Origin of the sequence: Nocardioides sp. cx-169 (genome assembly GCF_021083605.1) — a bacterium.
In the GTDB taxonomy this organism is placed as follows: Bacteria; Actinomycetota; Actinomycetes; order Propionibacteriales; family Nocardioidaceae; genus Nocardioides.
Genome location: NZ_JAJNRO010000007.1, coordinates 188,437 through 202,036, shown reverse-complemented (window position 1 = coordinate 202,036; position 13,600 = coordinate 188,437). Strand labels below are relative to the sequence as shown.

At 71.7% G+C, this 13,600-nt stretch carries 12 protein-coding genes; 4 read left to right on the top strand and 8 right to left on the bottom strand.

The genetic code is table 11. The features are described 5' to 3' along the window. Positions 1 to 106: 106 nt before the first annotated feature. Positions 107 to 1,588 carry a 30S ribosomal protein S1 gene (gene rpsA, locus LRP67_RS12155; protein WP_231270425.1) on the bottom strand — a complete coding sequence of 494 codons (1,482 nt, stop codon included), beginning with the start codon at positions 1,586 to 1,588 and terminating at the stop codon, positions 107 to 109. A gap of 403 nt (positions 1,589 to 1,991) precedes the next feature. Here rpsA and LRP67_RS12150 point away from each other — a divergent pair, with 403 nt between their 5' ends. Further along, positions 1,992 to 4,004, top strand: coding sequence for a binary toxin-like calcium binding domain-containing protein (locus tag LRP67_RS12150; protein ID WP_231270424.1), 2,013 nt, complete (start codon positions 1,992 to 1,994; stop codon positions 4,002 to 4,004). 32 nt (positions 4,005 to 4,036) lie between these two features. Here the strand turns inward: LRP67_RS12150 and LRP67_RS12145 are convergent, their stop codons facing one another. Beyond that, entirely contained in the window at positions 4,037 to 4,840 is an 804-nt protein-coding gene (locus LRP67_RS12145; RefSeq protein ID WP_231270423.1) for an SRPBCC domain-containing protein, read from the bottom strand. 41 nt (positions 4,841 to 4,881) lie between these two features. Continuing rightward, the gene (locus tag LRP67_RS12140) at positions 4,882 to 5,784 is read right to left on the bottom strand and encodes a phosphotransferase (RefSeq protein WP_231270422.1); all 903 of its coding nucleotides are present in this window, start codon (positions 5,782 to 5,784) and stop codon (positions 4,882 to 4,884) included. Between the two features lie 40 nt (positions 5,785 to 5,824). Here LRP67_RS12140 and LRP67_RS12135 point away from each other — a divergent pair, with 40 nt between their 5' ends. After that, entirely contained in the window at positions 5,825 to 6,658 is an 834-nt protein-coding gene (locus LRP67_RS12135; RefSeq protein ID WP_231270421.1) for a class I SAM-dependent methyltransferase, read from the top strand. 7 nt (positions 6,659 to 6,665) lie between these two features. Here LRP67_RS12135 and LRP67_RS12130 read toward each other — a convergent pair whose 3' ends face one another. Then, on the bottom strand, positions 6,666 to 7,808 hold the full coding sequence (locus tag LRP67_RS12130; protein ID WP_269211512.1) for a DUF3068 domain-containing protein: 1,143 nt from the start codon (positions 7,806 to 7,808) through the stop codon (positions 6,666 to 6,668). On the opposite strand from LRP67_RS12130, the gene LRP67_RS12125 reads away from it, so the two are divergent. Beyond that, a complete protein-coding gene (locus LRP67_RS12125) occupies positions 7,693 to 8,571 on the top strand; it encodes a decaprenyl-phosphate phosphoribosyltransferase (RefSeq protein ID WP_231270419.1) in 879 nt (292 codons plus the stop codon). The two genes, LRP67_RS12130 and LRP67_RS12125, sit on opposite strands and share 116 nt — an antisense overlap. A gap of 148 nt (positions 8,572 to 8,719) precedes the next feature. On the opposite strand, the gene LRP67_RS12120 is transcribed toward LRP67_RS12125, so the two are convergent. Then, on the bottom strand, positions 8,720 to 9,586 hold the full coding sequence (locus LRP67_RS12120) for a DUF3068 domain-containing protein (protein WP_231270418.1): 867 nt from the start codon (positions 9,584 to 9,586) through the stop codon (positions 8,720 to 8,722). Between the two features lie 113 nt (positions 9,587 to 9,699). Next, positions 9,700 to 10,458: a class I SAM-dependent methyltransferase gene (locus tag LRP67_RS12115; protein WP_231270417.1), complete on the bottom strand. Its 759-nt coding sequence runs from the start codon at positions 10,456 to 10,458 to the stop codon at positions 9,700 to 9,702. A gap of 36 nt (positions 10,459 to 10,494) precedes the next feature. Between LRP67_RS12115 and LRP67_RS12110 the strand changes: the two genes are divergently transcribed. Further along, entirely contained in the window at positions 10,495 to 11,655 is a 1,161-nt protein-coding gene (locus tag LRP67_RS12110) for a glycosyltransferase family 4 protein (protein WP_231270416.1), read from the top strand. A gap of 15 nt (positions 11,656 to 11,670) precedes the next feature. Here the strand turns inward: LRP67_RS12110 and LRP67_RS12105 are convergent, their stop codons facing one another. Continuing rightward, entirely contained in the window at positions 11,671 to 11,826 is a 156-nt protein-coding gene (locus LRP67_RS12105) for a hypothetical protein (protein ID WP_231244118.1), read from the bottom strand. A 55-nt stretch (positions 11,827 to 11,881) separates the two neighbouring features. Continuing rightward, entirely contained in the window at positions 11,882 to 13,588 is a 1,707-nt protein-coding gene (locus tag LRP67_RS12100) for a hypothetical protein (protein ID WP_231270415.1), read from the bottom strand. Positions 13,589 to 13,600 lie beyond the last annotated feature (12 nt).

The window sequence follows — 13,600 nt, the reverse complement described above, 5'->3', positions numbered from 1 at the left end:
CACCTGCCCCCGCCCGCCTGCCCACCCCACCGCCCCCCCACACCCCCGATGGGCGCCCCCCGCGCGGTGGGCGCCCTTCAGTGTCGTGCGGGGGTGGTTCGGCCGATCAGGCCTGGCCGCCCGTGAGCTTCTCGCGCAGAGCCTGCAGCGCCTCGTCCGAGGCGAGCGAGCCGCCCTCGGCGGAGCCGCCGGTCTCGACGTCGGCGTCGCCGCCCGAGGAGTACGTCGTGGCCTCGCCGGCCTCGACGTCGGCCTGCTTGGCCTCGGCCTGCTGCTTGACGTGCGCCTCCCAGCGAGCGTGCGCCTTGGCGTACTGCTCCTCCCAGATCGCACGCTGCTCGTCGAAGCCCTCGAGCCACTCGCCGGTCTCGGGGTCGAAGCCCTCGGGGTAGACGTAGTTGCCCTGCTCGTCGTAGGTCGCCGCCATGCCGTAGAGCGTGGGGTCGAACTCCTCGACGTCGGCCGCGGTCGCGGTCTCGTTGGCCTGCTTGAGCGACAGCGAGATCCGGCGACGCTCCAGGTCGATGTCGATGATCTTGACCATGACGTCGTCGTTGACCTGGACGACCTGCTCGGGGATCTCCACGTGGCGCTCGGCCAGCTCGGAGATGTGCACCAGGCCCTCGATGCCCTCCTCGACCCGCACGAACGAGCCGAAGGGCACCAGCTTGGTGACCTTGCCCGGCACGATCTGACCCATCTGGTGGGTGCGGGCGAAGTGCTGCCAGGGGTCCTCCTGCGTGGCCTTGAGCGACAGCGAGACGCGCTCGCGGTCCATGTCCACGTCGAGCACCTCGACGGTGACCTCGTCCCCGACCGTGACGACCTCGGAGGGGTGGTCGATGTGCTTCCACGACAGCTCCGAGACGTGCACCAGCCCGTCGACGCCGCCCAGGTCCACGAACGCACCGAAGTTGACGATGGAGGACACGACGCCCTTGCGGATCTGGCCCTTCTGGAGCTGGGTCAGGAAGCCGTGGCGCACCTCGGACTGGGTCTGCTCGAGCCAGGCGCGACGCGACAGGACCACGTTGTTGCGGTTCTTGTCGAGCTCGATGATCTTGGCCTCGAGCACCTGGCCCACGTAGGGCTGCAGGTCGCGCACGCGGCGCATCTCCACCAGCGAGGCGGGCAGGAAGCCGCGCAGCCCGATGTCGATGATGAGGCCGCCCTTGACGACCTCGATGACGGTGCCCTCGACGACGCCGTCCTCCTCCTTGACCTGCTCGATGGTGCCCCAGGCGCGCTCGTACTGGGCGCGCTTCTTGGACAGGATCAGGCGGCCTTCCTTGTCCTCCTTCTGGAGGACCAGGGCCTCGACCTCGTCGCCGACGGCGACGACCTCGTTGGGGTCGACGTCGTGCTTGATCGACAGCTCGCGGGAGGGAATCACACCCTCGGTCTTGTAGCCGATGTCGAGGAGGACCTCGTCGCGGTCGACCTTGACGATGATGCCGGAGACGATGTCGCCGTCATTGAAGTACTTGATGGTCGCGTCGATGGCCGCGAGGAAGTCTGCTTCGGACCCGATGTCGTTGACCGCCACCTGGGGCGCGTCGTAGTCCGGCTGGATCAGGGTGCTCGTCATAAGGGAGGTGATTCCTTGGTGGGCAGATGTCGTGCGGGCACGCCCGAGGTCCGGTTTCACTACCGATGTGAGCCCCGGCTCCCCGCGATGCGGGACCAGGCGGTGATAGCGAGCGAGAGTCCGCTCCGTATGGAACCCAGGCAGACAACAGGCGCAACTCGCGAGTTTACGCTCGCTCGCGCACGCGAGTCCAACCGGCCTCTCCCCACCTTTGTGATTTGGAGTGATTAGGGGCGGGGGGCATGGGGTAAGCGGGACATGGTAAGGCGCAGTCATCGCAGACGCTCCCTCCTGTCCCCCGACCGCACCACAGTGACCGCGCCCCACGTCCCAGGGTCGTGCTCCCGCCCTTGCGTGTCCGCGGCACGCGCGCCCGCTCCCCCTGAGCTCAGGAGAGAAGCGCATGAGATGCATCCGTCCCCTCGGGGCGACACTCGGTCTGTCGACACTCGCCCTCTACTCACTCCTTGTCGTCCCGTCGCCGGCCCAGGCCGCCGCCCGGACCGTCCCCTCCGGGGCGACCTCGACCGCGACCGGCGAGATCCTGCACGTCACGGCGCTCGACGTCCCGGCGCTCGGCACGGCGGTGGCCGACGTCGCGGTCGGCAGGGTGGAGGGGTCGCTCGACGCGACCCACCCCCGCGCCGAGGCGGCCGCACGCAACCTCGACGGCGCTCTCCTCGCGGCGGTCCCCCTCGACCTGCTCGCCGACTCCGCGCAGTCGGCGGCGCCGGACCACCCCGCCCCCGACACCGACGACGTCGCGGACGGGGAGGTGCCCGACCTGCTCGACCTCGGGGCGTCCACGACCTCCGCGCACGCCAGGTTCAGGGCCGACGGGAGCTGTCTGCCGGGCTCGACGCCGGTGAGCCGGTCGAGTGTCTCCACCACCGATGTCGGCGCCTTGGAGGTCGCCGGCGTGGGCCGCCTCCTCGGCCTGCCCGGCACCGCGTCGGTCTCACAGTCCACGGTGCTGGAGCCCAACGGGCGGCCGGACGGCGGGCGCGACGTGGTCAGCAGCGTCACCGGCAGCACCGTCGCGCTGGAGCTCGCCGGTGGCGAGCTCGTCGAGGTGACCTCCGCGCCGGTGCTGACGGCGCGCGCCGACGGGACCGCGGCCGGCACCAGGGCGACGTACTCCACCCCGGTGGTGGAGGTCGCCGGGGAGCCGCTCGTGCCGGGCACCCCCGCATCGGTGCCCGCGGGCGCCGGGGTGCTGCTCGAGCTGAGCCTGGCCGAGCCCACCGTCACCACGAGTGCCAACGGCCTCGGCGTGACCGCGCGGGTCTCCCTGCTGCACGTGAAGGTCACCCTCAACGGCGTCGTGGACGTGGCCGAGGTCGACCTGTTCCCGATGACGGCGCACGCCACCGCTCCGGCCGGCGGGGTCTCCTGCGGCACCGTGTCCGGTGACGCCGACACCGACGGTGACGGCCTGAGCGACACCGAGGAGACGACGGGCTCGGCCAACGACGCGTTCGGCAACGAGCCCACCGACCCCGAGCAGCGAGACAGTGACGGAGACGGCCTGACCGACCGCGAGGAGGTGACCGGCTCGGAGAACGCCGCCAACCCCGGCGTGCCGAGCGACCCCAACTCCGCCGACACCGACGGCGACCTGGCCGGCGACGGCGAGGAGGTGGAGGACGGCACCGACCCCGCCGACGCGCGGGACCCGGGCGCGCCGATCGACGCCGACGGTGACGGCCTGACCGACTCCCAGGAGACCAGCGGCGTCAGCAACGACGGCTTCGGCAACCTGGCGACCGACCCGCGCGACCCCGACACCGATGACGACGGGCTCGCCGACGGCGAGGAGACCAGCGGCGCGGCCAACCGCGCCCACGGCCGGCGGGCCACCGACCCCAACGACGGTGACAGCGACGGCGACGGTCTGCGCGACGGCGCCGAGGTGACGGGCTCGCTCAACAGCGGCCACGGCCGGCGCTCGACCGACCCGCGTGACGCCGACACCGACGACGACGGCCTGCGCGACGGCGCCGAGGTGCGTGGCGTCGTGGTCCGCCAGCGGGTGCAGACGGGCCCCCGCCGCTCCGCGATGATCGGGAGGGTCCGGACCGACCCGCTGCGCAAGGACACCGACCGCGACGGCCTCGCCGACCGCCGCGAGGTGCGCGGCATCGCCGTGCGCCCGCGGGTCCGCGTCCCGATGGGCAAGACCTACGTGATCCGGACCGTGCGGACCAACCCGCTGCGCAAGGACACCGACGGCGACGGACTGCGCGACCGGCAGGAGGTCACGGGCTCGGCCAACGCCCGCTTCCAGCGGCACCGCTCCGACCCGACCCACTGGGACACCGACCGCGGTGGAGTGCGCGACGGCACCGAGGTGAGGGCCGGGGCCGACCCGAGCGACGCCCGGTCGACCCCGCGCCACCCGCGCCCGCGCGGCTGAGCCCCGCAGGGCCTCGTGCGACGGACTCCGCCTCAGCCGGCCATGCCGACCGGAAGCGGGGTGCCCGTCTCGACGTAGGTCTTGAGGTTGCTGAGCAGGTAGGGCCAGCCCCCGACGGACTGGCGTCCGGTCTCGGTGCCGGCGACGCCGCGGTGCTCGACGGTCACGAAGGTCAGCGGACCGCGCTCCTCGAGCCTCCAGGTCAGGTGGCTGGGCTCGTCCGCGCTGACCCCCTCGTCCCAGCGGGCGTCGAAGGTCTGGACGAGCAGCCGGGGCGGGTCCACCTCGAGGTTGGTGCCGCGGATGTGGGTGCGGCCGTCGCTGTCGTCCACGGTGTAGTCGGCGCCCTGCTCGGTGGTGCACAGCCGCGAGCCGAAGTACCACTGGTGGGCGTCAGCGGTCGTGATCGCGTCCCACACCCGCTGGACGGGGGCGTGGATCACGACCTGCTGGACGAAGTCGGGTGCGCTTGCGCTGAGGTCGGTCATGGTGGGGTTCCTCTCGATGGCTTCGGCCTGGTCGCGTAGGCCGATGAGCTGGTGCGCCCAACCGGCCGAGAAGTCCGTGGTCCACTGCCGGGCCAGGTCCAGCAACGGCACGGGGTTGAGGTAGCAGAGGCGCTGCCGACCGACCTTGCGCGTGAGCACCAGGCCGGCCCGCTCGAGCACCTGCACGTGCTTGAGGACCGCGTGTCTACCCAGGTGAGGCAGCGCCTCCTCGAGCTCTCGCACCGGCCGCCCGTCCTCGGCCCGGAGCAGGTCGAGGATGACGCGACGACCAGGGTCGGCGAGTGCGGCGATGGTCGCCGCCGCGTCGTACTCCCCTGTCTCGGACATGCCGCCCAACATAGGTGACTCTAAAGTCACCTGTCAATGGGTCACTCCCTGAGCTTCCCGGCCCCGGCGTGCAGGTCCCCGCCCCGGGCGACGGCGCGCAGCAGGCGCTCCGCTCGCGCGGCGACGGGGTTCTCCTCGCGCCGTCCCGCGAGCTCGATGAGGGCCCAGAGGTCGGCCGCCCGCGCCAGCTCGAGCGCGGCATGCGGCGGAGCCCGGAACCGCTCGGTGTAGGCGCCCAGCACGGCCTCGACGTACGCCGGCTCCCGGTCGAACCGGAGCACGTTGCCCAGGTCGGTGAACGGATGGCCAGCGTGGGCGTACTCCCAGTCCACCACCCCCGTCACGGCCAGCGACCCAGGATCGACGAGCAGGTTCTTGGGGTTGAGGTCGCCGTGCACGAGGCAGGTGCGGGCGACCGTGTCCAGCAGCGCCTGGGCGTCGAGGGCCACCTCGCGCAGGCCCTGGAGCTCCCGCTGGGGCCAGTGCGCCAGTGCGTCCTCGTGGGCGGCGACCCACTCGGGGAGCCCGTCGGGCGCCCCGAGGCCACCCAGGGTGAGGTCGCCGTCGACGAACGCCCCCGGGCGGAGCATCGCGATGCCGCCCAGCGTCGCCACCACCTCGCCCACCGCCCGACCGATCCGCGCCAGGCCCTCCTCGTCCAGCCGCGGCAGGACCAGGTCGCCCCGCTCGCCCGGCAGCACGCTGGTGACCAGCAGCGCCGGCATCCCCGAGGCGGGGTCGGCGCGGCGCGCCTCGAGGGCGTCGGCGACCGGGAGCAGACCACCCACCAGGCGGAGCAGGGACGCGTCGACCTCGTGGGCGTGCTCGCGACCGGGGCGTGGGCGGGCGTAGACCCGCACGATCTGGCGCTCCCCCGCCGCCTCGGCCAGGAAGGTCTCCCCCGACCACCCTCCGGGCACCGGCGTCAGCGAGGCGAAGTCCACCCGGCCATGGTCGCAGGGGGCGAGGGGATAGCGTGAGTGCGTGCAGGAACACTGGCCGCACCCTCCGGTGCGCGTGGAGCGGCGGCCCGTCGGCGAGGCGGAGTCCCGGGCGGCCAACGGCCCCGACTGGGACCGCTATGCCGATGAGTACCAGGCGACGCACGGCGAGTTCCTCGGCGATGCCGGCTTCGTCTGGGGCCCCGAGGGCCTCACCGAGGAGCAGGCGGGAGTCCTCGGCGACGTCTCCGGCAAGGACGTGCTCGAGGTGGGCTCCGGCGCCGGCCAGTGCTCGCGCTGGGTCCGCTGCCAGGGCGGACGCTCCTTCGGCCTCGACCTCTCCCACCGCCAGCTCCAGCACTCGCGGCGCCTCGACGAGCAGACCGGCATCGCGGTGCCCTCGGTGCTGGGCACCGCCACGTCCCTGCCGTTTCGCGACGCCTCGTTCGACGTGGTGTTCTGCTCGTTCGGCGCACTGCAGTTCGTCAGCGAGATCGACCGCGCCGTCGGGGAGACGGCACGGGTCCTGCGACCGGGCGGGCGCTTCGCGTTCTCGATTACCCACCCGACGCGATGGATGTTCCCCGACGACCCGACCGAGGCCGGCCTCGTCGCGAGCCAGTCCTACTGGGACCGCACGCCGTACGTCGAGGTCGACGAGGCCACCGGCGAGGTGGCCTACGTCGAGCACCACCGCACGCTCGGCGACTGGGTGGCGCTCCTGGCCGGGCGTGGCTTCTCGATCACGACCCTGCTCGAGCCGGAGTGGCCCGAGGGCCACGACCGGCTGTGGGGAGGGTGGTCCGCGGTGCGCGGTCGCCTCACGCCCGGCACGGCGATCGTCGGCGCGGACCTGACGGCCCGCGCCGACGGTTAGCCTGCCGTCACGCGGACCGCGTGTGCGCCGAGGCGCCCCGGCCGCGGTGGGCGCCCAGGAGCAACAGGATCCCGGCGAGGATCAGGATCGCGCTGGCGCTGAGCGCGACGATCGGCACCGTCTTGGTGATGAGGTTCAGCCGGGCCACGTTGTCCTTGGCGTCCGACGAGCTCTCCTTCACCTGGTCCTCGGTGAACGCGATCTTGAGATCAAGCACCTGGGTGCCATCCTCGAGGAAACGCTGCTGATCCTGCGTCTGCTGCAGGATCGCACCGGTGGTCGGCTCGACCCAGATCTCGATCGCCTGGTCGTAGGTGCCCGGCACGCCCTCGGCGACCTCGATCTCCTCGTCGCTGATGGCCACCCGGTAGACGTAGCACTCGACCCCCTCGACGTCCTCGGTGCGGTCGTAGACGGCCGGGAAGGCCGCCCCGGCGGTCCCGTCCCAGTACTCGTAGTCCTTCTTCTCGGCACCGAAGGGCCACTTGTTGATGAGGCCCTCGTGCTCGGTGGCCTCCGGCAGACCCTCGAAGTCCGGGACGGCCACCGCCGTGACCCGATCGGAGGCGAAGACGTCGGTGCTGGCGCTGACCAGCCGCTCGTCGTCTCCGTCGACACAGGCCGGAGCATCGTCTCGGTCGATCACGACGCACGAGGTGTTCACCCAGGCCGCGGTCTCGTCGTCCGAGGCGCTCGAGTCCACCTTGGTGGTGCTCTGCACCTTGACGGGGCTCTCCGGCGCACCCTGCTTCGAGACGGTGCCGCTGAGGTTGGTCACGCTGACCACGTCCAGCGGCAGCTTCTTCACCTGGCCTGGCGCCCACGCCAGGCACATGAGCCCCACCACCAGGAGCAGACAACCGAGGCCGAGCAGAATCGGGGCAAGAAATTTGCGCACAGCGTTCCCCTCCCAAGGACATGCAGTCGCCGCATAGTAATGCAGGTCACACCCAATTGGAACGTGTTTCAGTTCGATCGAGTAGGGCGGGTCGGGCCGGCCGACGCGCGGCAGGAGCGTGTGGAATAGTCCGCGCGTGACCTCGCTCCCCGCAGCCGGCCCCGCGCTCGCCCAGGCGGTCCGCCCTCGGCAGTGGACCAAGAACCTGGTCGTCCTGGCAGCCCCCGCGTTCGCTGGCGAGCTGGACAACATCGACTCGGTGGCGCGCACGCTGCTCACCGTGGTCCTGTTCACCTTCGCGGCCTCGGCGGTCTACCTCGTCAACGACGTGCTCGACGTCGTCGAGGACCGGGCACACCCGACGAAGCGGCTGCGCCCGATCGCGGCCGGCCGGCTCGCGCCACGGATCGCGGTGGGGGTGGCCGTCCTCCTCATGATCGTGGCGACCGGCCTCTCCTTGGCGCTGTCGTGGCAGCTGGCCGTGGTGGTGGCGTCCTACTGCCTGGTCAATGTCGCCTACTCCCTCGTGCTGAAGGACGAGCCGGTGATCGACATCGCCGTCATCGCCCTCGGGTTCCTGCTGCGGGCCGTGGCCGGCGGGGTCGCCTGCGGGATCGACCTCTCGCAGTGGTTCCTGCTGATCGCGTCGTTCGGGTCGCTGTACATGGCCGCAGGAAAGAGGTACGCCGAGCTGCACCTGGAGGTCGAGGGGGGCTCGGTGACCCGGCCTTCGCTCAGCAGGTACTCCGCGACCTATCTCCGCTTCGTGTGGTCCACGTCCGCGGCGCTCCTGATCATGTCCTACAGCTTGTGGGCCTTCGAGATCTCCGTCCCCGGACCGATCCCGTGGACCGAGCTCTCGATGGCCCCGTTCGTGCTGGCCGTCCTCCGCTACGCCGTCGACGTCGACGCGGGAGTGGCAGGCGAGCCCGAGGAGATCGCCCTCTCGGACCGGGTCCTGCAGTCGTTCGCGGTGATCTGGGCGGCGATGATCGCCCTCGCCATCTACGGCTGACCGGCTCCCGACCCGCAGCCATTGGCGCTGTCTGGAGGGGCGTAGCACGCGAGAACCTCCGGCCGGGGTGGCCGGAGGCCACCTCCCGCTCGGAGGTTCTCGTTCGCTCAACCGGGCTTGCCGCGAAGAGCGGCCCGGCCGGGTACTGCTAGGCGGTCTCGGTGCGGCGTCCGGTCCGCAGGAGCAGCGCACCGACGAGCAGCGCCAGCAGCCCGCCGAAGATGCCCACGATCGGCACCCAGACGGTCACCAGGCTCAGCGTCCGCTGGTTGCTCTTGGCGTCGTCGACGTTGGTCTTCTGCTGCTCCTCGGTGAAGGCGAGCTCCAGCTCCAGTGCCTGCGGGCCTCCATCGATGTAGCGCTGCTGGCTGTCGGTCTGGTGGATGATGGCACCGGTGACCGGGTCGATGTAGATCTCCTTGTCACTGCTGTAGGTGCCCTCGACGCCCTCGGCGACCTCGATCGGTGCCTCGTCCACGACCACGTGGTAGACGTACGTCTCGAGCCCGCGCACCTCCGCCGTCCGGTCGTAGACCGCGTCGACGGCCTTGCCGGCAACGCCGTCCCAGTAGGGGTAGTCCTTCTTCTCGGCGTCGAAGGGCCACTTGTTCTGCAGCCCCTCAGGCTGCTCGGCGTCCTCGGGGAGGTAGTCGCCGTTGTCGACCGACAGCGCGGTCTCGCGGTCCGTGGCGAACAGGCTGGTGGAGGCGCTCAGGAGCCGCTCGTCGTCGCCGTCGAGGCAGTCGGGGACCTCCCCTTCGTCTTTCATCAGGCACGAGTGGTTCACGAAGACGGCCGTCTCGTCGTCGGAGGCGTCGGTGTCGGCCTTGGTGATGCTCGACGCCCGCACCGGGCCCGAGTCGATCTCGCCGCTGGCGAGGTCGACCTTCCCGCCGACGCCGGACAGGTGGGTCACCGAGTCCACGTCGAGGGGGGTCTTCTTGACGACCCCCGGCGCCCAGACGAGGGCCACCAGGCCCGCCACCAGCAAGAAACCTCCGAGTGCGATCAGCACTCGAGCAACTACGGTGCGCACCTGTCTCCTCACGTCATGAACGTCACAATGAAATCCGGTGCACGGTAGCGCACCCCGCGCCGAGGTGTCGCACCGCCATGCCGGTGGGGTCCTTAGCGCTTGCGTAGGACGACGGCGAGGTTCCAGGTGGCCACCTCGCGCACGAGGGGCACCCGCAGCAGCCACCACGACCACGCCGGGTTGTAGCGGGGCAGGATCTCGACCACGTCGGCCTGGTCCTGGCTCCGGGCCCAGCGCAGCGCCTGGCCCACCGTGACCTTGAACAGCGACTCGCCGTACCGGTTCTTGGGCTCGTGGCCATGGGTGCGCCGATACCTCGCGCGTGCTCGGTGGCCGCCGAGGAAGTGCCAGGGAGCGGTCTCGTGACCACCCCAGGGACCGAACCACACCGTGTAGCTGAGGAACACCGTGCCACCGGGGCGGGTGACCCGCAGCATCTCCTGCGCCATCAGCCACGGGTCGCTCACGTGCTCCAGGACGTTGGAGGAGTAGCAGACATCGACGCTTCCGTCGCGAAACGGCAGGGCCATCCCGCTGCCCAGCAGGGTGCCCGCCGGCATGTCGCCGAGCCCGGACAGCTCTCCCACGTCGGCATCGAGCGCGAGGTAGTGCGCTCCGGCGGCGGTGAAAGCGTCTCGGAAGTAGCCGGGCCCTCCGCCCACGTCGAGCAGGAGGGCACCGTCGAGATCGGCGTACTCCCTCAGCTGCTCCACCGAGTCACGTGCCAGCGCGGTGTAGAACCGAGGCGGGTCGGGCTGCTCGTAGCGGAAGGCCCGCAGCAGCGCGACCGACCTCGCGAGCGTGGCCCGGCTTCTCGACCTGGACCTGGCGCGCCCAGGTATGCCCTTCACGCGCGGCACACTAGCGGGTGCCCTAGCGTGTCGCGGATGCACCGGCTCCATGACCTCGCAGGCAAGCACGTCGTCTTCCTCAGCTGGCGCGACACCCGCAACCCCGAGGGCGGTGGAGCCGAGCGCTACCTCGAGAAGGTCGCCGAGGGCCTGGCCGAACTGGGCTGCCGCGTGACGATCCTCTGCGCCGCCCACGCGGCTGCCCCTCCTGACGAGACCGTGGACGGGGTCAGGTACGTGCGACGGGGCTCCAAGCTCACCGTCTACCTGCGCGGCATGCTGGCGCTGGCCCTGGGCCGGCTCGGTCACGTGGACGTCGTCGTCGACGTTCAGAACGGCCTCCCGTTCTTCTCGCGCCTCGTCACCCGGGCTCCGGTGGTCGTCCTGGTGCACCATGTCCACCGCGAGCAGTGGGGCGTCCTGTTCGGCCCCGCGCTGGCCCGGCTCGGCTGGTGGATCGAGCGCAGCTTCGCGCCGTGGCTCTACCGGCGTTCCCAGTACGTCGCGGTGTCGCACGCGACTCGGGGCGAGCTGCGGGAGCTCGGGGTCGACCTCGACCGCATCGCCATCGTCCACAACGGGACCGACCGGGTCGTGCGGGTCGACGAGACCAAGGCGCCCTACCCGACGATCGCCGTCGTGGGCAGGCTCGTCCCGCACAAGCAGGTCGAGCACGCGATCGACGCCGTCGTCGCCCTGCGCCAGGACTTCCCGGGCATCCGCCTCCAGGCGGTGGGGTCCGGGTGGTGGGAGGCCAACCTGCGGGCCTACGCCGTCGAGAAGGACGCCTCGGACATCGTCACCTTCCACGGTCACGTGGACGAGCTGACCAAGCACGAGATCTACGCCCGGGCGTGGCTGCTGGCCCTCCCCTCCATCAAGGAGGGGTGGGGACTGGTGATCGGCGAGGCGGCGATGCACGCCACACCCACCGTCGCCTACGCCTCCGCCGGCGGGACCCGGGAGTCGGTCCGCGACGGGATGACCGGGCTCCTGGTAGCCGACCAGGACGAGTTCACCGCGGCCGTTCGCCGCCTGCTCTGCGACCAGGAGCTCCGGGACCGGCTGGGCGCGGGCGCGCTGATGATGAGCCACTCCTACACCTGGGAGCATGCCCAGGAGTCGTTCGCCGTCGTGGTCCTGGCGGCCTGCGAGGGACGACGCATCGACGCTCAGGACCCCGACGAGGGGGCCTGAGCGTCGAGAAGGGGGCTACTCGCCGTACTGGATGACGGGCTTCTCGACGCTCGCGGGGGACTTGTCGGGTGCGGCCGTCTGGCTGCTGACAAGGCCCACGATCGCGGCCGCGCCCACAGCGCCGCCCACGACCATCGTCGCGATCAGAGTGACCAAGCTGTTGGTAAGCACGTGTTGCCCTCCTAGTAGGGACTACACCGTAGCAGCGCCGAGCGCGAACGTCGGGTTAGCGCTGGATCCGGCCGCGGCGTCGTGCGCGAGCCGCCTGCAGCACGCCCGCGGCCACGCAGCCCAGGAACCCCGCCCACGCGGCCACCATCGCGATGGTCCACGAGGTGTGGCGCTCCGGTCGGGCGGGGTCCTCGAGGACCACCACCCGCAGGTCACCGTCGAGGAGGACCCTCCCGGCCACGTCCGGGGCGGTGCCCACCGCCGTGGTGTCGACGACCACGACCCCGACCCCCTCCGCCGCCAGGGCGCTCGCCCTGGCCTCGGGAGTGCCGAGCTCGAGGGCCTCGGCGACCTCGGCGACGCGCGGGTCCTCCCCCGGCAGCGTCGTCCCACCGACGACCAGCTCGTCGCTGGCGACATAGTCGTAGGGCAGATACCGCCACACGGGGTCGAGCACCTTGCGGTCGTCGTTCCAGGCCGGCTGGCGATAGCTCGACAGCGGCAGGCTCACCAGGTCACCGGCGCTGCGCCCCTCGCGGGCGAGGACGTCGCGAGCCGCGACGTACGACTCGGGGTAGGCCACCGCCCCCAGGCTGCCGCCCGCGCCCCACAGCGCCCCGGGAAGCACCAGGACGGGAAGGGCGACCAGCACGGGCGCGAAGACGGCGCGCGACCCTGCCTCGGGCGCCACCAGCCTGAGGACGGGCTCGGTGCCGTGCGCGACCAGGATCGCGAGGAGAGGGGCGCAGAGCACCAGGGCGCGGGCACCGTCACGGAAGAGGCCCGCACCGGGCACGGTGCTGAAGAGCCAGCCGGCCGTCTCCGGCGCCATCCACGTCGCCACGGCCAGGGTGAAGCCGACTCCCCACATCACCAGCAGGGCTACGGCGTCGCGCCGATCGGCTCCCCGCCACCAGCGTCGTGCGCCGGCCGCAGCGAGCAGGACCAGGAGCACGGTGGCGACCCAGCCCAGCAGTCCGGCCCTGGCGTCCGGCACCACCTCGGAGTTCCAGATCCCCCCCAGCGTGAGGGCGGCGACCGGTCCCGGAAGGCTCCCCTCGTCGGCGAGGGCGAACGCCCGCGCGCCGGCCCCGGCGGTGGTGGCGCTTGCCGCGTGCAGGAGCCCCGCCACGAGCCACGGCGCGTTCGCTGCGGCGGCGAGCCCGGCGACCCGGAGAAGGTGCGCCGGCCGGCGGGTGGCCCCACACAGGACGAGCACGAGGGCGGTGGCCACTCCGGCGCTCGCGCTCAGTGAGGCGACGGGCATGAGCAGGCACAACCAGGGGGGAAGACTGCCGGTCCCGCGCCACCGACGCGCGCCGAGGATCACCCACGGCAGCGCGGCGTAGCCCAGGAGCACGGGCCAGTGGCCGATCAGGAGCCGCTCGACGACCAGCGGGTTCCACTGGTAGACCGTGACCGCCATGAGCCGGCCGGAAAGCGACACCTCGCCGACCAGCCGCGCCGCGCCGAGCCCCGCTCCGACCAGCGCCGCCGTCAGCACCAGCTTCTGCAGCAGCTCTCCGGGCACCAGCTCGTCCAGGACCGCCACCACGGCGTCGCTCGGGACCGCCCGGGGCAGCCCGCTCGCGATGCCGAGGAAGTCCGCACGCAGGGCGAGGTCCGGCACCCAGACCATGTCGTAGCTGAGCACGAAGCCCCTGCCCAGGGCCGGGCCGAGCATCAGCACCGCGAGCAGCAGCGACCATAGGGCCGGCGCCGCCTGGACTGCGCGTCCTCCACGTCGCTGGTCTAGGGCCACGGCGCGATCCAA

Excerpts from the sequence above, each read along its gene's own strand:
- LRP67_RS12145 (WP_231270423.1), bottom strand. The coding sequence starts at position 4,840 with ATGTCCGAGACAGGGGAGTACGACGCGGCGGCGACCATCGCCGCACTC.
- LRP67_RS12130 (WP_269211512.1), bottom strand. The coding sequence starts at position 7,808 with ATGTTGTCCAGCTCGCCAGCGAACGCGGGGGCTGCCAGGACGACCAGG.
- LRP67_RS12150 (WP_231270424.1), top strand. The coding sequence starts at position 1,992 with ATGAGATGCATCCGTCCCCTCGGGGCGACACTCGGTCTGTCGACACTC.
- rpsA (WP_231270425.1), bottom strand. The coding sequence starts at position 1,588 with ATGACGAGCACCCTGATCCAGCCGGACTACGACGCGCCCCAGGTGGCG.
- LRP67_RS12110 (WP_231270416.1), top strand. The coding sequence starts at position 10,495 with ATGCACCGGCTCCATGACCTCGCAGGCAAGCACGTCGTCTTCCTCAGC.